This is a genomic window from Winogradskyella eximia (assembly GCF_003386165.1).
Lineage (GTDB): Bacteria > Bacteroidota > Bacteroidia > Flavobacteriales > Flavobacteriaceae > Winogradskyella > Winogradskyella eximia.
This window is the reverse complement of sequence record NZ_QRDV01000001.1, coordinates 1-23,417: the sequence shown is the minus strand read 5'-3', so window position 1 is coordinate 23,417 and position 23,417 is coordinate 1. Positions and strand designations below refer to the sequence as shown.

Here is a 23,417-nt window from a genome sequence, read left to right as displayed (position 1 = left end):
GTGGTAATTTAAACCTTAATTTTCTATAGATGAAAACGATATTAGTTCCTGTTGGTTCCTCAAAAAACGCAAAGTCACATTTACAATATGCTGTAGATTTTGCAAAAGTGTTTGGTGCTAAAGTTTATGTTATTCAAATATATAACGTTTATACTAAAGCTGGTACTATGATTAAAATAGACCATATTTTAGAAGCTGAATCAAAGTCGTTTTTAGAAAGTCATGTGGCATCAATAGACACAAAAGGAGTGGAAGTTATTACCAAAACATTTAAAGGAAAATTAATTGATACCCTAGAAAAGGTTTGTAATGCTTTGGAAGTTGATCTCATTATTTTAGAGCCAAGAACAAACTCTATTAAAGACGAAGTTTATTTAGGTAAAACATCTGGTAAGATTATAAAACAAACTCAGATTCCTGCTTTAGTTGTGCCAGAAGGTTATGTTTTTAAGCCTTTTTCAAAACTTTTATTAGCTTTAAAATCTGCAACTATAAGAAAAGAGAATGTTTTATATCCTTTAAAAGCTATCAAAACTCAATTTGATGCTAATGTTGCGTTACTTTTGGTAAAAACACCACATCATAAAAAACATGATTTTGATGTTAATGACGAATTAAAATCTCTTATATCAACAACAATACAGGCAGAAAGTCCAACTACATTTATGGCATTTTTAGAGCACCACAAAATGAATGACCCAGATTTATTATGTGTAGTAAGACGAAAAAGAGGTTTCTTTAAGAAGCTTTGGGAAAAGAATACAATTTTAAAGAAGGATTTTCATAGTAGTAAAATACCTGTTTTGGTCTTAAGTGGATTAAAATAAATATATAGAAATTTTGGGGATGTAGCTCAGTTGGCTAGAGTGCTTGACTGGCAGTCAAGAGGTCGTCGGTTCGAGCCCGATCTTCTCCACAAAAAGGTATGTTTTGAGCATGCCTTTTTTTATGAAATAAAATTTATAATTTTTGAAACTACGGATTTTAATTCACTTGAAAGCTCGCCCTTTGTCCAAGGGTGATTAGTATTAAACACGTGATCTGCGTCTGTGATAATCTCCAATTTACTATTAGAACTCCAATTATCAATGTTGTTAGCTTCATTTATGTTTACAGATGTGTCTTTGTCTCCATGAATAATTAAAATGGGTATGTCTATTTTTTTTGTAGCAGAAGCAATATCAAGTCTTGTTTCATTTGCCTTAAAATCTTCAAAAAATTGATAATAATGTGGCATTTGTTGTTTGGTTCTGCCATTAGTAACATATTTTACACTATCATTTTTCCATTTTATAATTTCTTCTGTAGAGCCAAATCTACTAGCAAAATCACTCACGCTTGCTAAAGTAATGAGTTTAGTGATTCTTTTATCTTCTGCAGATTTTAGCAATACAATTCCACCACCTCGGCTATGTCCAATTAGGGATATCTCATTTGTGTTTATATTGGGATTGTTTTTGAAATGAGACTGAACCCAATCCATAACGTCATTTAGGTCATCGAGCTCTCTAGTGTAGTTATTATTACCAAAGGCTTCTAGATCCGGAAAATCTATTGGGTCATTTATTGTGCCTCCATTATGTGAAAAATTGAATTTCACAAAACAATATCCAGATTTAGCAAAATATGTTGCCATTAGATTCCAAGCTCCCCAATCTTTAAAACCTTTGTAGCCGTGGCAAAAAATAATGACGGATTTTTGCTTTATTTCATCAGAATAAAAGGTGTCAATTAAAATGGGTTTTTTGTCTATTCGTTCTAAAACGATGTTTTTTTCAATTTGCATTAGTCAATTTCTTTTTCAATAAAATCTACCTTAGGATTACAGATTTCTGTGATGAGTTTTTTAAGTTCAACTTCAAAATTATCTAAAGTATCTTGTGTTATTAATTGATCTTTTGTTCTGGAATGAGAAGACGGTTTTTTTCCGAATTTTAAAAAGCCTTCGTTTAGATTTTTAAAAGAAATAATACCTGCTTCTATTGGTAATTCAATACGGTTCTGTTGTTTCATCATATAGGCATAACATAACACTTGAAAAGACTTGCTGTATTTGTTGTAATCGGAACATAGATCTTCCCAATCAACAATTTCTACTTTGTTTTGTTCTACTTTTCCAGATTTATAATCTATTACCCTAGTAACACCATTAAAGCTATCAATTCTATCTACTTTCCCTTTTAATTTAATAGGAAAATCTAAACCTTCAATTTTAATAGAGATGTCTTCATCTGCTTCAATGGAAAGAATTTTTATTTCATTTCCTTGTTTTAGACTCTCAATTTCTTGATTGAGAAAGTTGGAAATATAACGTTGGGCAATTTCAAAAATAATGAGGTTTTTTCCGTTAGAAAACCCACCTTTATTGTAGAGCTCTTCAAAATGTTTAGTGACCATTGCTTTGGTCTCACTTTTAAAAGATTTAACGTGTTCTATGGTCAATTGGGAACCTTCTAAAGGTTTGTAAAAATCCTCTAATGAATTATGAATAACAGAACCTAATGTGTTAGCTGCAATATTTTCTTCAACCTCTTCAAATTCTTTTATGCCTAATATTTTTTCATAGTAAAAATCTATTGGATTGCGAATGTAATTGGTTAGGGAAGAGGGGGAGTAACCTTTGCTAGATAACACTTTTAGTTGTTCAATGACAGTTGGCGTTTTAATTATTTGTTGTAATTTTTGTTCAATATTAGGCACGTTTGGTGCGATTATTTGATGCTTTATATTATGTATACCTTCGATATCTAATTGCGTTATAAATCTACTTTTCTCTCCTCCCTTTAAGGCGTCAATTTCGGTATTATACAATATATATACATTTTTAGCACGTTGTAAAAGTCTATAGAAATGATAGGTATAAACGGCGTCTTTTTCTTTAAAAGTTGGTAGTTTATTTTCAATTTTTACATCGAATGGAATAAACGAATTATTTGTTTTTCCTGAAGGTAGAATTCCCTCATTTACAGAGCTAATAATTACCGTTTCAAAATCTAAAACACGAGATTCTAACATACCCATAATTTGAAGTCCTTCTAGGGGTTCTCCCTTAAAATCTAATGTTTCGGTGCTCAATAACTCTTGGTAAATAGATTGTAAGGCTGTAATTGAATTAAGATATTTGTAAGTTGAATCTAGTTGAGATAATTGATTGAATAAGGTATTGAAGCGATATAAATATTCTAATTCTAGACTATGACTTTCCTTATTTGTCTCAAAATTGGCCTTCATTTTTAAAATGAGTTCAGAACAGCTTTGCAATGCTATTTGCGATGTATTGTCCCAAGTTTTGAATAATAATTCTATAAGTTCTTTGTGTGATTGAGCAATTTCCTTAAGTTCAGTTAAGGATATATATACTGTATTATTTTTTTGGATAGAAGCTACAATATTGCTTGATACATTTTGTGTAGATATGCTAAATAATGGATATATAGAAGGATGAGATAATAAACCAATGACATCTTTATAATAGAATTGCTTCGGATTGTTTTTATGGATATTAAAAAGCTGTTCAAAGAATGAAGCTAGAGGTACATATTGCAATGGTAATCCCATTGTAACATTAAGTTTATCTATTGATTTTGGAATTGAGTTTAAAACCGGAAGTAATAGTTGTTCTTCACCTAATACAACTGCAATTTTTGAAAGGTTGGTTTCTTTTTGAGTGAGTTCTTCTAATATCTGCCCAATATATTTTGCTTGTCCAACAAGTTTAGGAATACCAATAGTTTGAATTTGTTTTTCTTCTGTATAGTGATTTGTTACCCAATTAAAAGTGTGGTCATTAAAATAATTCCATTGTTTTCTATGTTGTCTTGTAAACCAACCAGCATCATGTATAGAGTCATTAATAAATGCGTCATCAATATCCCAATAAATATGAGCTAAATCATTTTTTAACAAACCTTGAATAATTTGAGACTCAGCGGTGTTCAATGCATTGAAGCCTAAAAATATGTGTATTTTCCCTTTAGAGCTTTCTATGTAATGCTCTAAGTTGTCTACTGCTTCTCTGTAAATTAAACCTTGATAGCCTTGTTTTGAATTCAATAGATTTTTGGTGTAGGCTGAATAATATGTTTTAAGCTGTTTCCAGAATTTTAAATGGTTTTTAATAAGGTTGGTAGGGTTGCTTTCCAAAGACCAATGATTAAGCTCTTTTATGGCATTTAAGTAATCGAATATTTGCTCTTGAGGTATGAGATAGCGATCAATCTCATTAAAGTCTTGTAAAAGTATTTGGGCCCATTTAGAAAATGATTCAAAAGGTTCTTGATCTGTGTTATCATTAAGCTCTATATACGTTTCGTATAGTCTAAATAATAAATCTGTATTTGGTAACTTTTGTAATCCAGAAAGTTCTTCAACAAATTCTTCACTGCTAAGTATTTGTGGAGAAAATACGGGTTGATCTATTAATGTGGAAAGGTGATGTTTAAGAAAAACACCAGCACGTTTGCTTGGAAGAATAAATGATAGATCTTCTAATTTTAAGTGTTTGCTTTGAAGATCGATGAGAACTGATTTTATAAAACTTACCATTCTATAAAAATAAAAAACGCCCCGAATATCGAGGCGTTTTTTTAATATATTTTAGATGTGATTAGTTTTTCAACTTCACCTCTACACGTCTGTTTTCTTTTCTTCCAGATGCAGTTTTGTTGTTTGCAATAGGATTAGACTCACCAAAACCAGCAGCAGTTAATCTTGCAGCGCTAATTCCGTTAGCAATTAAGTAATCTCTAACTGCATTAGCTCTTCTTTCAGATAATGCTTGGTTACTTGCTTTTGGACCTTGACTATCAGTATGACCTTCAATAGAGAAATCCGCTTTTGGATATTCTTTGAAGATTACAACCATAGCTTGTAATATTGGGTCAGTTTGTTTTTTGAAACTAGCTTTACCAGTGTCAAATAATATTGATCTTGCATAAGTGTTTAATGCTTTCACTACTTCTTCAGTAGGCTTAACTTCTGGACAACCATTATTAGCAGCTGTACCAGCTTCGTTAGGACATTTATCATCTTTATCTAATACACCATCACCGTCAGTATCTGCCCAAGGACAACCGTTATTTGCAATAGGACCAGCTTCATTAGGACATTTATCAACACCATCAGCAACACCGTCACCATCAGCATCAGGACAACCAGCTAAAGCTTTTAATCCAGCAACTTCAGGACAGTTATCATCTTTATCCATTACACCATCTCCATCAGAATCAGGACAACCGTTAAATTCAGCTAAACCTGCAGTATAAGGACAGTCATCTTTAGAATCTTGGATACCATCATTATCAGAATCAGGACAGCCATTGAAGATTTCTAAACCAGCTTCGTCAGGACAAGCATCTTCATGATCGTAAACACCGTCACCATCAGTATCAGTACCACCAAATTTAAATGTAAAACCAACTGAATGTTGGAAATGACTAGATAAATAATCTTCAAAAGCATGCTTGTAAGTAGATTCAAGATTTAAACCTAAGTTTTCAGTAAACCAAAAGTTAAAACCAAAAGATCCGTTTAATGTTCCAGCTCCGATTTCGTCAACCCAAGTGTAACCACCACCAACACCTAAATAAGGGTCGATAGTTTTAGATTTGATAACTTCCATTAAGCTGTAAGAAACTTTACCATCTAAACCGTAATAATTTAAGTCATCTACTGAAGAGTCTCCGAATTTATCAATTCTGTTTATAGAACCTTTAGCAGTAAAAGTAAAGCCATCAGTTAAATATCTTGAAACTGAGACTGTAGAAAGTGAAGGAAGAATGTTCCAATGATCCTTTGTATTAAAGTATTGGTCAAAATATTCTCCTTGAGGTGCGTCTTCTCCTACTGGGTAAAAGTCAACAGCGTTAGCGCCAATTGTAATAGCCCAGGGATTGTTCTTGTCTTGAGCATTAGAAGTGCTAAAACTTGCGATAAGCACTGCAACAAAAAATAATCTGCTAAGATTTTTCATATTCTAGTTAATTTTAAATTTTTAAGTGTTAATTGTAGGCAAAAGTAAGTTGTTAAATTTTATTAACAAAGATAAATGTATAAAAATATTGTGATTTACCCCTAAAATAGCGAGTTTGTAATTGTTTTAAATAATTTCTAATATTTTCCCAACTTTTACAAATGCAGAAATAGCCTTATCTAACTGGTTTCTATCATGTGCCGCAGAAAGTTGTACTCTTATTCTTGCCTTATCTTTTGGGACTACTGGATAAAAGAAACCAATAACATATATACCTTCTTCTAATAGCATGTTTGCCATAGTTTGAGATAATTTGGCATCATATAACATTACGGGTACGATAGCAGAATCTCCATTTACAATATCGAAACCTGCTTCTTTTATACCTTTTTTGAAATACTTGGTATTCCAATCTACTTTATCTCTGAGCGTAGTATCATTTTTAAGCATGTCAAATACTTTAATTGAAGCACCAACAATTGCAGGAGCTAAAGAATTTGAAAATAAATAAGGTCTAGAGCGCTGACGTAGTAATTCAACAATTTCTTTTTTAGCTGTTGTGTAACCTCCCATTGCTCCACCAAGGGCTTTTCCTAAAGTTCCTGTGATAATGTCTATTCTACCTAGAACCCCTTTTTCTTCAAGTGTACCAATACCAGTTTCTCCAATAAAACCAGTAGCATGACATTCATCAATCATCACCATGGCATCATATTTATCAGCTAAATCACATATTTTGTCTAATGGTGCAACTAAACCATCCATTGAAAATACACCATCAGTTACTATAATTTTGAAACGTGCCCCTTTAGCATTTGCTTCAATTAGCTGTGTTTCTAAATCTGCCATATCGTTATTTTGGTAACGATATCTTGCTGCCTTACATAATCTTACGCCATCAATAATAGAAGCATGATTTAATGAATCTGAAATAATAGCATCCTCAGCAGTTAATAAAGGTTCAAAAACTCCACCATTAGCGTCAAAAGCTGCAGCGTATAATATAGTGTCTTCTGTTCCGTAGAAATCGGCAATTTTTTGTTCTAGCTCTTTATGAATATCTTGAGTGCCACAAATAAATCGGACTGAAGACATCCCAAAACCATGTGTATCCATAGTATCTTTTGCCGCTTGTATAACATCTGGATGGGATGATAATCCTAAATAATTATTAGCGCAGAAATTTAAAACTTTTTGCCCTGTATTTAGTGTTATTTCTGCTCCTTGAGGAGATGTGATAATACGTTCCTCTTTAAAAAGACCAGCCTCTTTTATAGATTCTATTTCTTGTTGTAAATGGTTTTTTATATCTCCGTACATAATTTTAATTTTGTTGTTTAAACAAAGATACTAGGAAAAATTAGACTTCAATAACTTCAATTGTGTCATTTATATAAACCAATAATTTATGAATCACAGTTAAATTCATCTGATTTAAAACAACTTCATAATTGTTAAGCTGATTTGCATAAGACTCTTTGGCTTCACCAGTTTTGTAATCTATAATAATAGCTTCATTTTTTGAATTAATATTTAGTCGGTCTGGTCTTATAAGTTGACCAGAACTCGTAATGATATCACGTTCATTATATATCGTATAATCGTCTTGAAAATAACCTTCTAATTTAGGGTGCTCTATAATCTGTAAAGCTAAGTTCTTTAAAATTGTACTGTTTTCGGTAGTAATGTCTCCGGAAATCAATAAATCATTAAAAGCAAAGTCTAAGTCTTCAAAGGTCTTTATTTTAGATAATATTAAATGCACTAGATTACCACGCTCCATGGCTGCTTCTTGATGTGTATCCCAAAGTAAGCCAGATTTGGTAACAATTTTTAAATTATGGTCTTCTTTAGGAACGGATATTAGCTTTAGAGCACTTGGTGTAGTCTCTTGTTCTTCTGAATTTTTATTTGGTGTTTTTGTACCGTAACTATAACTCAGTTGGTTGTCATTCCATTTATTTTCTTTAATTAAAAAGTTAATAAACTTCCCAGAATAGGTGTTATTATTTACTTCACCTTTTGAGCTAATATCTTTTTTCGAAATAATGTACAATTGCTCCACAGCTCTAGTTAGTACAACATAGAGTAAGTTAATATTGTCTAATTCTAATTGTGCTTGATGCGTATTGTAAATTAGTTTTCCCGTCTCGCCAAAATGCTCTACATCTTTTTTGTAATCTAATAACAAAGTATTAAAGCCATTGTAGTCTGTTGAGTTTACCGGAAACCAAACTTTTGGTTCTAATTCTCTATAAATATTAAGATCTGCATAAGGAAATATCACTACAGGAAATTCTAATCCTTTAGATTTATGAATCGTCATTATCTCAACAGCATTCATGTTTTCTGGTGTGACTACACTTAATTTATCTGCTTTCTTTTCAAAGTAATTGATAAAACCAGCCAAATCCGAATTTTGTTTTTGCGTAAATTCTAATACAACATCTAAATAAAATTGAAGATACGCATCTGATGATTCATTTAAATTAAACATTCTAATTAGATGTTCTACTAATTCATAAAGCGGCAATTGAAGGCATTGATTTTTGTCAATATAAATATGTAGTTGATGTAATTCTGAAAACATCTCATCTAAATCTTGTCTTAAAAAGGTTTTGTAAAATAAGTGTTTGTCTTGCGTTTCACGTTGTTCTGCTAAATAGGAAAGTACTTCAACTTTTAAGCTATCATTATTTGGTTGAACAAGTAATTTTAAAAATGAATTAAGGAAATTAACCTTATCCGAATTTTTTAAAAGCAAAGTTTCAGATGATGTAATTTTAATATCATTTTCGTTAAGATAATTTGCAATAGCAACACCTTCTTTTCGTTTTCTAACCAAAACACAAATATCATTTAAAGGAAATCCATCGTCTTGGCATTGCTTTATGGTTTTTAAAACCTCACTAGCATACATTTCGTGAATATCATCTTCTTTTTGAACATCTAAAAAATTAAGGTTTACATAACCCTCTGAAGTGTTATGCGGTTGTTGTTTCGCTTTTTTAAAAAGTTCTGCATAAGCGTCTTCACTAAATGCAGTTTCACTTAAATAATCGAAAAACGAATTGTTAAATTCTATAACTGCTTTGGCGCTCCGGTAATTAGTGTCTAGAGGTAATACTTCAGCTTCTAGCTGAAAGGGATTGTCAATCTTGTTATAAAGCTTTATAAATTGTTCAGCTTCACCTCCTCTCCATCTGTAAATAGCTTGCTTGGCATCACCAACCAGCATAGCATCACCATTGGCTGCAGAAAGTGCATTTTCTAGTAATGGCACTAAATTTTCCCATTGCATTTTTGAGGTGTCTTGAAACTCATCAATAAAATAATGTTTAAATTTTTCACCTAAACGCTCATATATAAAAGGTGTGGGTTGATTTTTAATTTCTTTACCAATAATAGTGTTGAATTCTGAAATCAACATTTTATTTTGGTCAGATTTTAAATGATCCAATTCATTTTTAATAGCATTTAAAACCGAAAGAGGTGTAATGTTTTTATAAAATCCTTTTTTTAGTTTTATGTTGAAAATTGAAGTTTTTGAAGCAACAAAATATTCCGATAATTTTGATTGAATACTTTCAATAGTTGATGCAACATCATCAGAAACACGTTTAGGGTAAAGTGTATTGCCTTCAATTAAATCGTTTTGCCAAGCGGCATCAAACCCAACCGAAAATTGTTTAGCAGCTAATTTCTCAAAATGTTTTGGAAGCGAACTTCTATTGAAGTCATTAAATTGTAAACCTGATTCTTCAATTAGAGTTAAAGCCGTAAATGCTATATTTTCAGTTTTTTCTTCAAGCAGAATAATTTCTTTGGCTAACTGCTGTTTTAAAACTTTAAAATCTTCAAGAGTTTTCTCTTTTAAAGTATTGATGGCAAATAGATCATTTTCATTGACTAATAATTTCGAAATCTTATTAAAATCGTAGCTAATATCCCAACTTTTGTCATCGTCTGCTTTTTCAATTGCAAAATCCACTAAAACCTTAGTTAGTGTTTTGTCGCTTCCTGCTTTAGCGATAAGGCTATCAACAGCTTCATTTAAAAGACGTTCTTGGTCTAGCTCTACTTCAAAATTAACAGGTAATTTTAAGTCGTGCGCAAAAGTTCTAATAACCCTATGTGTAAAGCCATCTATGGTAGAAATATCAAAAGCACCATAATTATGAATAATGTGTTTTAGTATGTGTTTTGATTTATTATGAAGAATTTCGGGTTTAATATTTAATTCTTCGCATATCGCTTCAAACATTGGATGAGCGTTTTTTAAACTCTCTTCAGACGAAAACGATTTTAACATAGTTATAATACGTTCCTTCATTTCACCGACTGCTTTATTGGTAAACGTAATCGCTAAAATAGATTTGAATTGATCGTAACTGTTAGATTGAATTAATATTTTTAAATAAGCTTTTGCTAGTGTAAATGTTTTTCCACTTCCGGCAGAAGCATTATATATTTTGAAGGTTGAATTTTGCAAGAGATAATTTTTATACCAAAATAGGGAATCTTAATAGTTTATTAAGAAAAAATCTCAGACATTATTGTAAATTTGAGTTCAAACAAATAATTAACTAATTAAAAACAAAAATATTATGGCTTTCGAATTACCGAAATTAAAATATGCTTACGATGCTTTAGAACCTAATATTGATGCTCGCACAATGGAGATTCATCATACTAAACATCACCAAGGCTACACAAATAATTTAAATGCTGCTATTAAAGGAACAGATTTAGAAGGTAAAACAATTGAAAATATTCTTATCAATTTAGATATGGATAATAAGGCTGTTAGAAATAATGGAGGTGGTTTTTACAATCACTCATTATTTTGGGAGGTAATGAATCCTGAAGGAAAAGGACGTTTGTCTGGTGATTTAAAAGATGCTATTGAAGCAGAATTTGGTTCAGTTGATGCTTTTAAAGATGCGTTTTCTAAAGCTGCTGCAACTCAATTCGGTTCAGGTTGGGCATGGTTATGTGTTCATGAAGGAGGTAAAGTAGAGGTTTGTTCTACGCCAAACCAAGATAACCCATTAATGCCAGGTGTTACTTGTGGTGGCACACCAATTTTAGGTTTAGACGTTTGGGAGCATGCGTATTATTTACATTATCAAAATAGAAGACCAGATTATATTGAAGCATTCTTTAATGTAATTAACTGGAATGAAGTTGAAAGAAGATACGCTGAAGCTAAATAAGCTAAGCGTTATTAGTGTTAAATAAATTGAAAAATCCGAGTCTTACAAAGGCTCGGATTTTTTTAGTATTACTAAATTTTTATTTAAGAATTGGGTATGAAAAAGGGCGAACAGATGTTCACCCTTTTTGCCCCAAATCTACCATAAACTTAACCTACTTATGTTATGGTGAGTCAAATATAAGTGGACATTATTTTAAGTAGTCAATTTTTTGGACAAACGACCTATAAATTAGTCTAAGCGTGGAAAGTACTAGGTTTCTAACTTAATAAGAGTAAAAGTTAGGTTTTATTGAATGCATGACTTAAAGTGTTACTTTAAATAAGGTGTATAAAAAAAGGTGAACGAAGTTCACCTTTTTTTGCCCCAAATCTACCATGAACTTAACCTACTTATGTTATGGTGAGACCAATGTAGATTTAATTTGTTAAAATGAACCAATAATCGGATAAAATGCATTTTATTTCGATAAAATACTATATTTATCGGATAAAAGGCTGTTTTAGAACCGTTTAGTAGGCACGTTCCTTATTGCCTTCGTAAAAATTAATGAAAGCTCTATTTACAACTCTATTGCCTCCTGCAGTAGGATAATTACCAGTAAAGTACCAGTCTCCTAGGTTTTTAGGACAGGCTTTGTGTAAATTAGATACAGGTTGAAAAATAATTTTAACCTCTGCATTTATATCTTCACCACCTAATAACTCCGATATCTTATCTGAAATTTGTTCGTCTGTAAATTTATCGTAGATTTCTTTAACGTAGTTAACAACATTTTTATCTTTCATGTTAACTTGTTCAATACATTTATGGTAAACCTCTTCTACAATATGATATTGATTATTGTCTTTTAATAATTCTAAAGCTGCTCTAAAAGCAATTAATGTTTCCAAGTTTGCCATATCTATACCATAGCAATCAATATAGCGAATTTGAGGAGCTGAAGAAACCACAACAATTTTCTTAGGGTTTAATCGGTCCATCATTTTAATGATACTCTTTTTAAGTGTTGTACCTCTAACAATACTATCATCAATGATCACTAAGTTGTCTGTTGGTTTTATAACACCATATGTAACATCATAAACGTGTGCAACCAAATCATCTCTACTACTATCCTCAGTAATGAAGGTTCTTAGTTTAACATCTTTAATGGCTATTTTCTCAATTCTCGGGCGTTCGGATAAAATTTCGGTAACCTTTTCTGTTGATAATTGACCATTACCGTTTAATATGGATTCTGTTTTCTTTTTATTAAGGTGATCTTCAACAGTTTCAATCATACCGTAAAATGATGTTTCTGCTGTATTAGGTATGTATGAAAACACACTGTTTTTGGTATCATTGTTAATGGCTTCGAGAACTTTTGGCATTAATAATCTACCAAGCATTTTTCGTTCTTGATAAATTTCAGCATCACTTCCGCGAGAAAAATAGACACGTTCAAAAGAACATGCTTTTCGTTCTAATGGTTCTAATATTTTTTTAATTTTAGTTTCACCAGACTTTTTAGTAATGATGGCATGTCCTGGATCTAATTCTTTAACAGATTCAAAAGGAACATTAAATACGGTTTGAATTACAGGACGCTCTGAGGCAACCACCACAATTTCATCATCTTTATAATAATAAGCTGGTCTAATGCCTGCAGGATCTCTTAAAACAAAAGAATCTCCATGGCCTAATAAACCTGCCATGGCATAACCACCATCCCAATTTTTTGCAGCATGTTTTAAGATTTTTCCAACTTTTAGACGTTCTGCAATTAATGGAGAGCATTCATTTTTATTGTAGCCTTCTTTTTTAAGGTCTTTATAGATTTTTGAAACAGCGTCATCTAAGAAATGACCAATTTTTTCCATTACTGTAATGGTGTCCGCTTTTTCTTTTGGATGCTGACCAATTTCAATTAAATTATCAAAAAGCTCGTTAACATTGGTCATATTAAAATTACCAGCTACGATAAGGTTTCTGTGCATCCAATTGTTTTGTCTTAAAAAAGGATGAACACTTTCTACGCTGTTTTTGCCGAAAGTACCATAACGAACATGACCTAATAAAACTTCTCCTATATAAGGGATGTTCTTTTTCTGCAAAGCCACATTATCTTGATACTGTGGATTATTAGTTAACTCCTCATTAATACGTTCATTAATTTGGGCAAAAATATCTTGTATGGGTTGTTGCGCAATAGATCGCACACGACTTATGTAACGTTCTCCCGGTTTAACGTCTAATTTAATACTTGCAAAACCAGCACCATCTTGTCCGCGATTGTGCTGTTTTTCCATCATTAAATACATTTTATTTACACCATAAAATGCACTACCATATTTCTCTTTGTAGTATTCTAAAGGTTTTAAAAGTCTAATGAGTGCAATTCCGCATTCATGTTTTAAAGCATCGCTCATGTTTTGTTTTCTGCTAGTGTTATTTAATAAAGTTCAATTGGGTATAGGACAAAAAAAAACGCACTCAATTTAGAGCGCGTTGGTTTTAATTTAATTCGATATCAAATTGTGTTAGACTTTTAAATTGGTCTAATCGTTTATAGATTTCCTTATCTGTTAGGTTTTGCATGCGCTCTGTTCCAAACTTTTCCACGCAAAAGGACGCTAGAGTAGAGCCGTAGATGACGGCTGTTTTCATATTCTCAAAAGAGAAATCGCCTGTTTTTGCTAAATAACCAGCAAAACCACCAGCAAAAGTATCTCCAGCACCTGTAGGGTCAAAGACTTCTTCTAAAGGAAGAGCAGGAGCATAGAACACATTATCATTATGAAACAATAAGGCTCCATGTTCGCCTTTTTTAATGACTACGTATTTTGGACCCATTTCATGAATCTTTCTCGCTGCAACAACTAAAGAGTATTCTCCAGTTAATTGTCTTGCTTCTTCATCATTAATAGTAATAACATCGACATTTTTAATTACAGACAATAAGTCATCTAAAGCAATGTCCATCCAAAAATTCATAGTGTCTAAAATTGCCAACTTAGGTTTCTTAGTCATTTGGTCTAATACACCTTGTTGTACCATAGGATGTAAATTTCCTAGCATTACAACTTCTGAATCTCTATAGTTTTCAGGAACAATTGGATTAAAATGCTCTAATACGTTTAGCTCTGTAGCTAACGTATCACGAGAGTTCATATCATTATGATATTTACCACTCCAAAAGAACGTCTTGCCATCTTTTACAATTTCTATACCTTCAATATTTACGTTTCTATTTTTTAGAAGATCTAAATATTCCTGCGGAAAATCGCCACCTACAACAGAGACAGCAGCAGAATCTACGTTAAAATTTGAAGCTGATAAGCCAATGTATGTTGCTGCACCGCCAAGAATTTTATCAGTTTTACCGAAAGGTGTTTCAATAGCATCAAAGGCTACAGTACCAACAATTACTAATTTACTCATAAAAGATTTTTGAATTATGATGCAAATTTACGTAAAATATATTCTTTGTGAAACACCATTTAACACAATACTAATTGGGTTTATTTCCTTCCAAAATCAGCAGGAATTTCTCCCCAAGCCTTAGTTTCCCATTTTACTATAGTGGTAGAATACTCATTAGTCTTTAGCCATTCCACAGCACGATCCACCAAATCGTAAACCGGTTTGTTTTTGGCACTACGTTTTAGTTTAGAATTACACGTTTTTTTACGCACCCAACTCATAGCTGTTCTAGAATCTGTATACATTATACGGTCGCTATTGTGTTGTTTTAAAAATGCTAAACCATGAACTAAGGCTAAAAATTCGCCAATATTATTAGTGCCTTGTTCAAAAGGGCCTTGAATGAAGAGCTGTTTTTTTGTCTTTGTATCCACTCCTCTATATTCCATAATGCCAGGATTTCCGCTTGAAGCTGCGTCTACTGATATGGAATTATAATTAGGTTGTCCTATTTTTTTAAGATCAGCTTCCGAGAGTCCACTTGAAAATGTTTTGTTTTTTCCTATATAATCAAAGTAATTCCCTTCTAGTGCTTTTTCGGCTTCATCAAGTGTTGGGAATGATTTGTATTGCGCTCCTTGGTAATCTTTAATTTGGGCCTTGCAGGCATTCCAAGAATTAAAGACTCCTTTTTTATGGCCTTGCCAAACGGTATAATATTTCTTTTTCTTTTTGCTCATGTGTGTAAATTCTACGAAAATGCACTTTAGATTTTATATACTATAATAAGCTATTTACAATTTTAGGAAAATGTTCCATTTCTAATAAATGAATCTTTTCTGCGACATCATCTGCCGTATCTGTAGGTAAAACACTACATTTAGCTTGAAAAATAATGGCTCCTTCATCATAATTTTCGTTTACATAATGTATAGTGATGCCAGTTTCGGTTTCTTTATTTTCCACTACAGCGTTATGAACATTCATACCGTACATACCTTTTCCTCCATATTTTGGTAATAATGCTGGGTGTATATTTATCACCTTATTAGGATAGGCTTTTAGTATAAACTCTGGAAACTTCCAAAGGAAGCCAGCTAATACAATAAGATCTGGTTGCGATGTATTTAGAATATTTAAGACATCTTCAGACTTAGAAAAAGCAATTCTATTAAAAGATAAGGCGCTAATATTTAGTTTTTTACAGCGATCTAAAACTTTGGCATGAGGATTGTTAGTTAGTACTTGAATAACAGACGCATTATCGCTGTTGTGAAAAAACTTAATTAAATTTTCAGCATTAGAGCCACTTCCGGACGCAAAAATTACAATACGTTTCATTTACAGGTATATTTCTTCAATTATTCAAACAAAAAAAAGAATAATAATTAACAATTAGGGTAAAACTTAAAATACTTCTGTTTATTTTTACTAAATTAAAAACACATTTTATCGGTAAAGATGAATATTCAAATAAAGTTTTTTATTTTTGCCATCTAATTAAAACTTAAAATTAAAAAATTATGTCAGACATTGCATCACGAGTAAAAGCGATTATCGTAGATAAATTAGGTGTTGATGAAAACGAAGTTGTAACTGAAGCAAGCTTCACAAACGATTTAGGAGCGGATTCATTAGATACTGTAGAATTAATAATGGAATTCGAAAAAGAATTCGATATTCAAATACCAGACGATCAAGCTGAGAACATAGCAACAGTTGGTCAAGCGGTTTCTTATATAGAAGCAGCAAAATAATAACTCAATTTTTATGGAATTAAAGCGAGTCGTAGTAACGGGTTTAGGTGCACTTACACCAATAGGGAACACCAAAGATGAATATTGGGAAGCTCTTATTAGTGGGAAAAGTGGTGCAGCTCCGGTAACACATTTTGACCCTGAAAAGTTCAAAACCAAGTTCGCTTGTGAAATAAAAAACTTTGAAGTTACTGACTTTATTGATAGAAAGTTAGCAAAACGAATGGATAAGTTTTCGCAGTATGCAATGGTCGCTTCAGATGAAGCAATTGTAGACTCAAAGCTAGATCTAGATTCGCTAAACAAACTGAGAGTTGGAGTGATTTGGGGAGCTGGAATTGGTGGTTTAGAAACATTTCAGGAAGAAGTGTTAAACTTTGCTGCTGGTGACGGAACACCTCGTTTCAACCCATTCTTCATTCCAAAAATGATTGCTGATATAGCGCCAGGAAACATATCTATAAAATATGGTTTTATGGGTCCTAATTATACCACAGTATCTGCATGTGCTTCTTCTGCAAATTCAATGATCGATGCCTTAAATACAATTCGTTTAGGAACTTGTGACGTGATTATTACAGGAGGAAGTGAAGCAGCGGTTACTATTGCTGGTATGGGAGGGTTTAACGCTATGCACGCAATGAGTACTCGTAACGATGATCCACAAACAGCTTCTAGACCATTTGATGCTAACCGAGATGGTTTTGTATTAGGTGAAGGAGCAGGTGCGATTGTTTTAGAAGAGTATGAGCATGCTAAAGCAAGAGGAGCTAAAATCTACGCAGAAGTTGTAGGTGGAGGTTTATCTTCAGACGCATATCATATGACAGCGCCACATCCAGATGGTATTGGTGTTGTTGCGGTAATGAAAAATTGTTTAGAAAATGCTGGTTTAAAACCTGAAGATGTAGATCATATTAATACACACGGAACTTCAACACCTTTAGGTGATGTTGCCGAGTTAAAAGCTATATCTGAAGTTTTTGGTAGCCATGCTAAGAACATTAATATTAATTCTACAAAATCAATGACCGGACACTTGTTAGGTGCTGCTGGTGCTATTGAATCTATTGCTTCAATTTTAGCAATGGAACATGGTATTGTGCCACCAACAATCAATCACGAAACGGTTGACGAAAACATTGATCCAGAATTAAATTTAACGCTTAATAAAGCTCAGAAACGAGATATTAAAGTCGCAATGAGTAATACATTTGGATTTGGCGGACACAACGCTTGTGTGTTATTTAAAAAATTAGATTAAATCCCGAATGAGCTTCATTCGTAACATATTAAATTCCCGCTCTCCAGTAGACGGGAATTTTTTTGTACAACTCAAAGAGATACTTGGATTTAAGCCCAAATCTAAATCAATTTATATTACGGCATTTACGCACCGTTCTATGAATATAAAGGACGATAAAGGAAATCCAATTAACTACGAGCGTCTGGAGTTTGTTGGTGATGCTATAATTGGTTCTGTAATAGCAGCTTATTTATTTGAAAAAGTACCACATGGTGATGAGGGTTACCTCACAAAAATGCGTTCTAAGGTAGTAAGTAGAGAACATCTTAATAAATTAGGTGAAGAATTACGCCTTATAGATTTTGTTGAAAGTAGAATTCCGAAATCTAATTTTGGAGACAACATTCATGGTAATCTTTTTGAAGCCTTGGTAGGTGCCATTTATTTAGATAGAGGTTATAAGTTTTGTGAAAAATTTATAAATACTCGCGTTATTAATCCGCATATAGATATAGAAGCATTAGAAGGTAAGGTAATTAGCTATAAGAGTTTACTTATAGAATGGTGCCAAAAAGAGAAACATACTTTTGACTTTCAGGTGTATGAAGATACAGGTAAAGATGAATTAAAACATTTTTCTGTAAAACTAACTTTAAATGGTAAGGTGGTTTCAAAAGCTAGAGCAACTTCAAAGAAAAAGGCAGAAGAAAAAGCAGCTAAACGTGCTTTTTTTGCTTTTCAGAATGAAATTACAAATCTTCAATAAATAGATTCGCTACAAGGAATTAAATAAGCTTTACGATAACGTTTTCGTAGAATTTTAAGGTTAATCTTAACGTATTGTTACAGAATTTAACCGTTTATTATACTATATTTACCGCTCAAAGTTATAATTGTATGGCTTTACACAAACTTCAAGTAGATGATTTTTATGATGATTCCTATAAATTAATTGCGATTCATTGTAGGTTAGAAGATTATAGATTAGCATATGTCCTCAATAAACACTTAGGGCTTAAGTTAGAACGTAAGGAGAAGGATATAGACTTTAAATATTTAGAATCCTCATACAGTATCTTTGAATGGGATAATGAAACAGAATATGTGTTATGGAATTTAATTTCTAACGTCTGTAAAAAGGAACAAGATAGTTTGAGTAGTACGGGAACATTATTTAGCGAAAGTGAAAAAGTTCTTAAAACATTCAATTTAATTTCAGAACACAAAAAAGTAGATTATTTCATTAAGATTTCAGATGAAATACAGAATGTAGATGAAAAGGTGATCTTAAATAAATTAAAAGCCATTCCACAAATTATAACAAGTTATACGGTAGACCCGTTAAAAATAAAGTCGAAAGACCATTTAATATTTTGAATTAATGTCAACAAAAAATAAGAAAACAAAAATAGTAGCCACTTTAGGTCCTGCAACTAGTACAAAAGAAGTATTAAAGGCCATGTTAGATGAAGGGTGTAATGTATTTAGAATTAACTTCTCTCATGCCGATTATAAAGACGTTGAAGAACGTATAAAAATGATTAGAGAACTCAATGAAGAGTTTGGCTATAATGCTTCAATTTTAGGCGATTTACAAGGTCCTAAGTTGCGTGTTGGAACAATGAAAGGTGAGGTTATTGTAAATGAAGGTGATGAGATTATTTTCGCTACAGGTAAACGTTTCGAAGGTACAAAGGAACGCGTTTACATGACGTACGATAAGTTTCCACAAGACGCAAAACCAGGAGAACGTATTCTTTTAGATGATGGAAAATTAATTTTTGAAGTTGTTTCTACAGATAAGAAAAGTGAAGTAAAAGCAAGAGTTATACAAGGTGGACCTTTAAAATCTAAAAAGGGAGTTAACTTACCAAATACTAATATTTCTCAACCTGCTTTAACTGAAAAAGATATTGAAGATGCTATTTTCGCCATTGGACAAAAAGTAGATTGGATAGCATTATCATTTGTGCGTCACGCAGAAGATTTAATGGAATTAGAAAAGCTAATTTCTGAACATAGTGAGCACAAAATTCCAATTATAGCTAAGATTGAAAAACCAGAAGCAGTTGAGAATATTGATAAAATTGTTGCTTATTGTGATGGTTTAATGGTAGCTCGTGGTGACTTAGGTGTTGAGATTCCTGCAGAAGAAGTACCATTAATACAAAAGCAATTAGTTTTAAGAGCTAAACGCGCAAGAATACCTGTAATAATTGCAACCCAAATGATGGAAACAATGATTACTAGCTTAACACCAACACGTGCTGAGGTTAATGATGTTGCGAATTCTGTGATGGACGGAGCAGATGCTGTGATGTTATCTGGTGAAACGTCTGTAGGGCAATATCCAGTTCAAGTTATTCGCCAAATGTCTAATATTATAAGGAGTGTTGAAGATTCTCCTCTTATTGAGGTACCTCAATCACCACCACATATTCGTACTAAACGATATATAACAAAAGCGATTTGTTATCACGCAGCTAATATGGCAAACGAGATCAATGCAAAAGCGATATCTACTTTAACAAATAGTGGTTATACAGCATTTCAGATTTCGGCATGGAGACCATCATCTCATATTTTAGTTTTCACATCTAATAGACGTATTTTAACACAGTTGAGTTTACTTTGGGGTGTTACGGCATTTTATTATGATAAGTTTGTTACTACAGATGAAACCATTGAAGATGTAAATGTAATTGCTTGTAAAAAAGGCTACCTAGATGTTGGTGATATGTTGATTAGTTTAGCAGCGATGCCTATACAAGATAAAGGTATGGTGAATACATTGAGGATTACTGAAATTGAAAGTTGTAGTTTTTAAAGTAAAGAATTATTAAAATAGCTTTTATATGTATTCTATTAGACGATTACTTAATAGAATACATATAAAGCATTATAAATGCCAAGAGAATTAGTAATAATACGAGGAGATTCTTCTTGTTAGATGAATTCTCTTTTATTAGATGACTTCCTTTTTTCTCATTCGTTTTTGAATAATTTACAATCGTTTTACTAATAGTTTGTCCATCATAATAATTTGGATTACTCTCCAATTGATCCACTATATCCTTGCAGTCTTTTAATCCAATATCTGTTTTATCCTTAATTAATTTTACTGCTTTAAGTTTTTGCTGGCTATTTATTAAGTGTAAAAGTTGAATCTTGCTTAATTCGCAATCATTTATTTTAATCATTGTTAGAATGTAATTTAAAATTCAAACTTTAGTTGCACACTAACAGCTTGTTTTTCTTCTTTTTGTATTTTTTTTGAATCTGTGTTTAAATTTGATAATGAGATTCCTAAAAGTCTAACGGAATTATTTAAGGTATCTTGATATAATAAATCTTTTGCTGTTTCAAGAATAATGGCTTTTTCGCTAACATAATAAGGCAAAGTTTTGCTTCTAGTCTGTAGTGTAAAGTCGCTGTATTTTATTTTTAAAGTTATGGTTTTGCCTGTAACCTTGTTTTTGGTTAATCGTTTGGAGACTTCTTCTGCGATATGCTCTAGTTTTTCTAACATAAAAATTTCTGAAGATAAGTTTTCACTAAAGGTGCGTTCTGCCGCTAAAGATTTTCTAATGCGATTAGGTTTTACTTCACTGTTATGAATGCCTCTTACCACATAATAGTAGTAGCGGCCAGATTTTCCGAAATGTGCATCGAGATATTCTAAGCTTTTTGCTTTTAGATCTTTACCTGTAAAGATGCCTTTTTGATACATTTTTTCAGCAGTAACTTTACCTACACCATAGAACTTTCTGATATCTAAATCTTCTAAAAATTGAAGGACATCTTCTGGGTTTACGGTTTTTTGTCCGTTGGGTTTATTGTAATCGCTAGCGACTTTAGCTATAAACTTATTTATAGAGATACCAGCGGACGCTGTTAAGCCAACTTCATTAAAAATACGTTGTCTAATCTGCTTTGCAATTAATGATGCGCTAGGGGATCCTATTTTATTTTCTGTAACGTCTAAATATGCTTCATCTAAAGATAAGGGTTCTACCAAATCTGTATAATCTAAAAAAATCTTGCGAATGCGTTTAGAAATTTCAGTATAACGTTCAAAATCTGTTTTTACAAAGATAAGTTCTGGGCATAACTTTATTGCCAACCGACCAGACATGGCGCTTTTTACTCCAAATTTTCGTGCTTCATAACTCGCTGCACTTACAACACCTCGAGTTCCTCCGCCTCCAACAGCAATTGGTTTACCTTTTAGTTCAGGATGATCCATTTGAGCTACAGAAGCATAAAATGCATCCATATCTACATGAATAATCTTTCTTATTGGTAAGTTATCTAGCACGAAACAAATTTATAATATCTTTGGTTATATAAATGGTACTATTATGAAACTTATATATACCCTTCTTATTTTAACAGTAGTACTGTTTATTTGGTCGGCAATTAATCCTTTTGAATATTTTACATGGTTTTTAGAAGTGTTACCTGCGCTAATAGGTATTATTTTATTAATAGTCACTTTTAAGCGTTTTAGGTTTACTAATTTGGTTTACATTTTAATTTTTTTGCATTGTGCAATTTTAATAATTGGTGGGCACTATACGTATGCAGAAGTCCCTTTGTTTGATTGGATTCAAGAAACTTTTAATCAGTCTAGAAATAATTATGATAAAGTTGGACATTTTGCTCAGGGTTTTGTTCCCGCTATGATTATTAGGGAAATACTTATTCGAAAAAATGTTGTTAGAAGTAATAAGTGGTTGAATTTTGTAGTCGTTTGTATTGCAATGGCAATAAGTGTTACTTATGAATTCATTGAATGGGCAGTGTCCTTAGGAACTGGAGAGGGAGGAGATGCTTTCTTAGGAACTCAAGGTTATATTTGGGACACGCAGTCTGATATGTTGTATGCAACTGTCGGTGCTATTTTTGCTATTATCTTTATGAGTAAAATGCATAATAGACAAATGGAAAAAATATATATTTAAAGGAGCAATTGTTAGAAATATGATAGAAATAGAACGTAAATTTTTAGTGACTTCTGAAATGTTTAAAACTGAAGCTTCTAATAGTTATAGTATTAAACAAGGTTTTTTAAATAGTCATAAAAAACGTACCGTACGTATACGTTTAAAAAAAGATATGGGTTATTTAACAGTTAAAGGTGAGTCAACATCTAATGGATTGTCTCGTTTTGAGTGGGAAAAAGAAATTTCTGTTGAAGAAGCTGAAAGTCTTTTAGATTTATGTGAAAAAGGTATTATTAATAAAATTCGATACGAAATAAAATGTGGAAATCATATTTTTGAAGTGGATGAATTTTTCGGTGATAACTCAGGTTTGGTTATTGCTGAAGTTGAATTAAATACTGAGAATGAAAAATTTATAAAACCAGATTGGCTTGGTGAAGAGGTGACAGGTGATGTTAAGTATTATAATTCTCAATTAAGTAAAAATCCTTATACTAATTGGTAAAAAGAATAAAGCCTATTCATTTTAAAATGAATAGGCTTTATAATTATTTATTTGATAAATTCTTACTCTGTCATTGGCGCACCGCTAACAATAAGGAATTCAGATCGTCTATTTTCGGCATGTTGTTCTTTAGTACAACCGGCAGAACAATCTATTTTAGGCTCAGATTCGCCTTTGCCCATTCCAGTAATACGAGAAGCATCAATCCCTTTAGAGATAACGTACTGTACCGTTGTTTTTGCTCTACGCTCAGAAAGACCAGCATTATAAGCTTCCGGACCTCTTGCATCTGTATGTGATGTTGCATGAATCACTAGTTCAGGATATTTAGTCATAATCTGAACTAATTTATCTAATTCAAAAGCCGCTTG

General features: G+C 32.2%; 21 protein-coding genes and 1 tRNA gene. 10 read left to right on the top strand and 12 right to left on the bottom strand.

From position 1 onward, the window contains the following. Nucleotides 1–29 precede the first annotated feature (29 nt). Nucleotides 30–827 carry a universal stress protein gene (locus DFQ10_RS00110; RefSeq protein WP_115815408.1) on the top strand — a complete coding sequence of 266 codons (798 nt, stop codon included), beginning with the start codon at nucleotides 30–32 and terminating at the stop codon, nucleotides 825–827. Between the two features lie 15 nt (nucleotides 828–842). Continuing rightward, nucleotides 843–916, top strand: a tRNA-Ala gene (locus tag DFQ10_RS00105). Between the two features lie 30 nt (nucleotides 917–946). Here DFQ10_RS00105 and DFQ10_RS00100 read toward each other — a convergent pair. From DFQ10_RS00100 to DFQ10_RS00080, 5 genes are all read right to left on the bottom strand, one after another. Further along, entirely contained in the window at nucleotides 947–1,786 is an 840-nt protein-coding gene (locus tag DFQ10_RS00100) for an alpha/beta hydrolase family protein (protein ID WP_115815407.1), read from the bottom strand. Further along, the gene (locus DFQ10_RS00095; protein WP_115815406.1) at nucleotides 1,786–4,545 is read right to left on the bottom strand and encodes a PD-(D/E)XK nuclease family protein; all 2,760 of its coding nucleotides are present in this window, start codon (nucleotides 4,543–4,545) and stop codon (nucleotides 1,786–1,788) included. The genes DFQ10_RS00100 and DFQ10_RS00095 overlap by 1 nt, the downstream gene beginning before the upstream one ends. A gap of 61 nt (nucleotides 4,546–4,606) precedes the next feature. Continuing rightward, nucleotides 4,607–5,971 (bottom strand): OmpA family protein, encoded by a 1,365-nt coding sequence (locus tag DFQ10_RS00090; protein WP_115815405.1) that lies wholly within the window; start codon nucleotides 5,969–5,971, stop codon nucleotides 4,607–4,609. Nucleotides 5,972–6,097: 126 nt separating this feature from the next. Then, nucleotides 6,098–7,291, bottom strand: a complete 1,194-nt coding sequence (gene kbl, locus DFQ10_RS00085; RefSeq protein ID WP_115815404.1) for a glycine C-acetyltransferase — start codon at nucleotides 7,289–7,291, stop codon at nucleotides 6,098–6,100. 40 nt (nucleotides 7,292–7,331) lie between these two features. Further along, entirely contained in the window at nucleotides 7,332–10,463 is a 3,132-nt protein-coding gene (locus DFQ10_RS00080) for a UvrD-helicase domain-containing protein (RefSeq protein WP_115815403.1), read from the bottom strand. A 115-nt stretch (nucleotides 10,464–10,578) separates the two neighbouring features. On the opposite strand from DFQ10_RS00080, the gene DFQ10_RS00075 reads away from it, so the two are divergent. Then, nucleotides 10,579–11,187: a superoxide dismutase gene (locus DFQ10_RS00075; protein ID WP_115815402.1), complete on the top strand. Its 609-nt coding sequence runs from the start codon at nucleotides 10,579–10,581 to the stop codon at nucleotides 11,185–11,187. Nucleotides 11,188–11,699: 512 nt separating this feature from the next. Here the strand turns inward: DFQ10_RS00075 and DFQ10_RS00070 are convergent. The 4 genes from DFQ10_RS00070 to purN form a co-directional block, all read right to left on the bottom strand. Then, nucleotides 11,700–13,598, bottom strand: coding sequence for an amidophosphoribosyltransferase (locus DFQ10_RS00070; protein WP_115815401.1), 1,899 nt, complete (start codon nucleotides 13,596–13,598; stop codon nucleotides 11,700–11,702). Nucleotides 13,599–13,683: 85 nt separating this feature from the next. Further along, the gene (locus DFQ10_RS00065) at nucleotides 13,684–14,610 is read right to left on the bottom strand and encodes a PfkB family carbohydrate kinase (RefSeq protein WP_115815400.1); all 927 of its coding nucleotides are present in this window, start codon (nucleotides 14,608–14,610) and stop codon (nucleotides 13,684–13,686) included. Between the two features lie 80 nt (nucleotides 14,611–14,690). Next, nucleotides 14,691–15,332: a ribonuclease H1 domain-containing protein gene (locus tag DFQ10_RS00060; RefSeq protein WP_115815399.1), complete on the bottom strand. Its 642-nt coding sequence runs from the start codon at nucleotides 15,330–15,332 to the stop codon at nucleotides 14,691–14,693. A 40-nt stretch (nucleotides 15,333–15,372) separates the two neighbouring features. Next, nucleotides 15,373–15,933, bottom strand: a complete 561-nt coding sequence (gene purN, locus DFQ10_RS00055) for a phosphoribosylglycinamide formyltransferase (protein ID WP_115815398.1) — start codon at nucleotides 15,931–15,933, stop codon at nucleotides 15,373–15,375. A gap of 182 nt (nucleotides 15,934–16,115) precedes the next feature. On the opposite strand from purN, the gene DFQ10_RS00050 reads away from it, so the two are divergent. The 5 genes from DFQ10_RS00050 to pyk all read left to right on the top strand — a co-directional run bounded on the left by DFQ10_RS00050 (nucleotide 16,116) and on the right by pyk (nucleotide 20,422). Next, on the top strand, nucleotides 16,116–16,349 hold the full coding sequence (locus DFQ10_RS00050; RefSeq protein ID WP_013869581.1) for an acyl carrier protein: 234 nt from the start codon (nucleotides 16,116–16,118) through the stop codon (nucleotides 16,347–16,349). 13 nt (nucleotides 16,350–16,362) lie between these two features. Beyond that, nucleotides 16,363–17,613 (top strand): beta-ketoacyl-ACP synthase II, encoded by a 1,251-nt coding sequence (gene fabF / locus DFQ10_RS00045; RefSeq protein ID WP_115815397.1) that lies wholly within the window; start codon nucleotides 16,363–16,365, stop codon nucleotides 17,611–17,613. Nucleotides 17,614–17,620: 7 nt separating this feature from the next. Continuing rightward, nucleotides 17,621–18,361, top strand: coding sequence for a ribonuclease III (gene rnc / locus DFQ10_RS00040; protein ID WP_115815396.1), 741 nt, complete (start codon nucleotides 17,621–17,623; stop codon nucleotides 18,359–18,361). Nucleotides 18,362–18,492: 131 nt separating this feature from the next. After that, on the top strand, nucleotides 18,493–18,972 hold the full coding sequence (locus DFQ10_RS00035; RefSeq protein ID WP_115815395.1) for an IPExxxVDY family protein: 480 nt from the start codon (nucleotides 18,493–18,495) through the stop codon (nucleotides 18,970–18,972). A gap of 4 nt (nucleotides 18,973–18,976) precedes the next feature. Next, entirely contained in the window at nucleotides 18,977–20,422 is a 1,446-nt protein-coding gene (pyk, locus tag DFQ10_RS00030; protein ID WP_115815394.1) for a pyruvate kinase, read from the top strand. A 46-nt stretch (nucleotides 20,423–20,468) separates the two neighbouring features. Here the strand turns inward: pyk and DFQ10_RS00025 are convergent, their stop codons facing one another. Together DFQ10_RS00025 and dinB are read right to left on the bottom strand one after the other, a co-directional pair. After that, nucleotides 20,469–20,795: a hypothetical protein gene (locus tag DFQ10_RS00025; RefSeq protein WP_115815393.1), complete on the bottom strand. Its 327-nt coding sequence runs from the start codon at nucleotides 20,793–20,795 to the stop codon at nucleotides 20,469–20,471. 14 nt (nucleotides 20,796–20,809) lie between these two features. After that, on the bottom strand, nucleotides 20,810–21,913 hold the full coding sequence (gene dinB / locus DFQ10_RS00020) for a DNA polymerase IV (protein WP_115815392.1): 1,104 nt from the start codon (nucleotides 21,911–21,913) through the stop codon (nucleotides 20,810–20,812). A 43-nt stretch (nucleotides 21,914–21,956) separates the two neighbouring features. Between dinB and DFQ10_RS00015 the strand changes: the two genes are divergently transcribed. Next, the gene (locus DFQ10_RS00015) at nucleotides 21,957–22,559 is read left to right on the top strand and encodes a DUF2238 domain-containing protein (RefSeq protein WP_115815391.1); all 603 of its coding nucleotides are present in this window, start codon (nucleotides 21,957–21,959) and stop codon (nucleotides 22,557–22,559) included. Between the two features lie 19 nt (nucleotides 22,560–22,578). Beyond that, nucleotides 22,579–23,046 (top strand): CYTH domain-containing protein, encoded by a 468-nt coding sequence (locus DFQ10_RS00010; protein ID WP_115815390.1) that lies wholly within the window; start codon nucleotides 22,579–22,581, stop codon nucleotides 23,044–23,046. Nucleotides 23,047–23,108: 62 nt separating this feature from the next. On the opposite strand, the gene DFQ10_RS00005 is transcribed toward DFQ10_RS00010, so the two are convergent. Further along, a partial coding sequence (locus tag DFQ10_RS00005) for an OmpA family protein (RefSeq protein ID WP_147299152.1) occupies nucleotides 23,109–23,417 on the bottom strand: 309 nt, incomplete at its 5' end.

Bases quoted from the DNA above. Each gene is read 5' to 3' on its own strand.
- fabF (WP_115815397.1), top strand. From the start codon at position 16,363: ATGGAATTAAAGCGAGTCGTAGTAACGGGTTTAGGTGCACTTACACCA.
- DFQ10_RS00090 (WP_115815405.1), bottom strand. From the start codon at position 5,971: ATGAAAAATCTTAGCAGATTATTTTTTGTTGCAGTGCTTATCGCAAGT.
- pyk (WP_115815394.1), top strand. From the start codon at position 18,977: ATGTCAACAAAAAATAAGAAAACAAAAATAGTAGCCACTTTAGGTCCT.
- purN (WP_115815398.1), bottom strand. From the start codon at position 15,933: ATGAAACGTATTGTAATTTTTGCGTCCGGAAGTGGCTCTAATGCTGAA.
- DFQ10_RS00070 (WP_115815401.1), bottom strand. From the start codon at position 13,598: ATGAGCGATGCTTTAAAACATGAATGCGGAATTGCACTCATTAGACTT.
- DFQ10_RS00010 (WP_115815390.1), top strand. From the start codon at position 22,579: ATGATAGAAATAGAACGTAAATTTTTAGTGACTTCTGAAATGTTTAAA.
- DFQ10_RS00025 (WP_115815393.1), bottom strand. From the start codon at position 20,795: ATGATTAAAATAAATGATTGCGAATTAAGCAAGATTCAACTTTTACAC.
- DFQ10_RS00050 (WP_013869581.1), top strand. From the start codon at position 16,116: ATGTCAGACATTGCATCACGAGTAAAAGCGATTATCGTAGATAAATTA.
- DFQ10_RS00110 (WP_115815408.1), top strand. From the start codon at position 30: ATGAAAACGATATTAGTTCCTGTTGGTTCCTCAAAAAACGCAAAGTCA.
- DFQ10_RS00075 (WP_115815402.1), top strand. From the start codon at position 10,579: ATGGCTTTCGAATTACCGAAATTAAAATATGCTTACGATGCTTTAGAA.
- kbl (WP_115815404.1), bottom strand. From the start codon at position 7,291: ATGTACGGAGATATAAAAAACCATTTACAACAAGAAATAGAATCTATA.
- DFQ10_RS00100 (WP_115815407.1), bottom strand. From the start codon at position 1,786: ATGCAAATTGAAAAAAACATCGTTTTAGAACGAATAGACAAAAAACCC.
- DFQ10_RS00035 (WP_115815395.1), top strand. From the start codon at position 18,493: ATGGCTTTACACAAACTTCAAGTAGATGATTTTTATGATGATTCCTAT.
- DFQ10_RS00060 (WP_115815399.1), bottom strand. From the start codon at position 15,332: ATGAGCAAAAAGAAAAAGAAATATTATACCGTTTGGCAAGGCCATAAA.
- DFQ10_RS00065 (WP_115815400.1), bottom strand. From the start codon at position 14,610: ATGAGTAAATTAGTAATTGTTGGTACTGTAGCCTTTGATGCTATTGAA.
- DFQ10_RS00015 (WP_115815391.1), top strand. From the start codon at position 21,957: ATGAAACTTATATATACCCTTCTTATTTTAACAGTAGTACTGTTTATT.
- rnc (WP_115815396.1), top strand. From the start codon at position 17,621: ATGAGCTTCATTCGTAACATATTAAATTCCCGCTCTCCAGTAGACGGG.
- DFQ10_RS00095 (WP_115815406.1), bottom strand. From the start codon at position 4,545: ATGGTAAGTTTTATAAAATCAGTTCTCATCGATCTTCAAAGCAAACAC.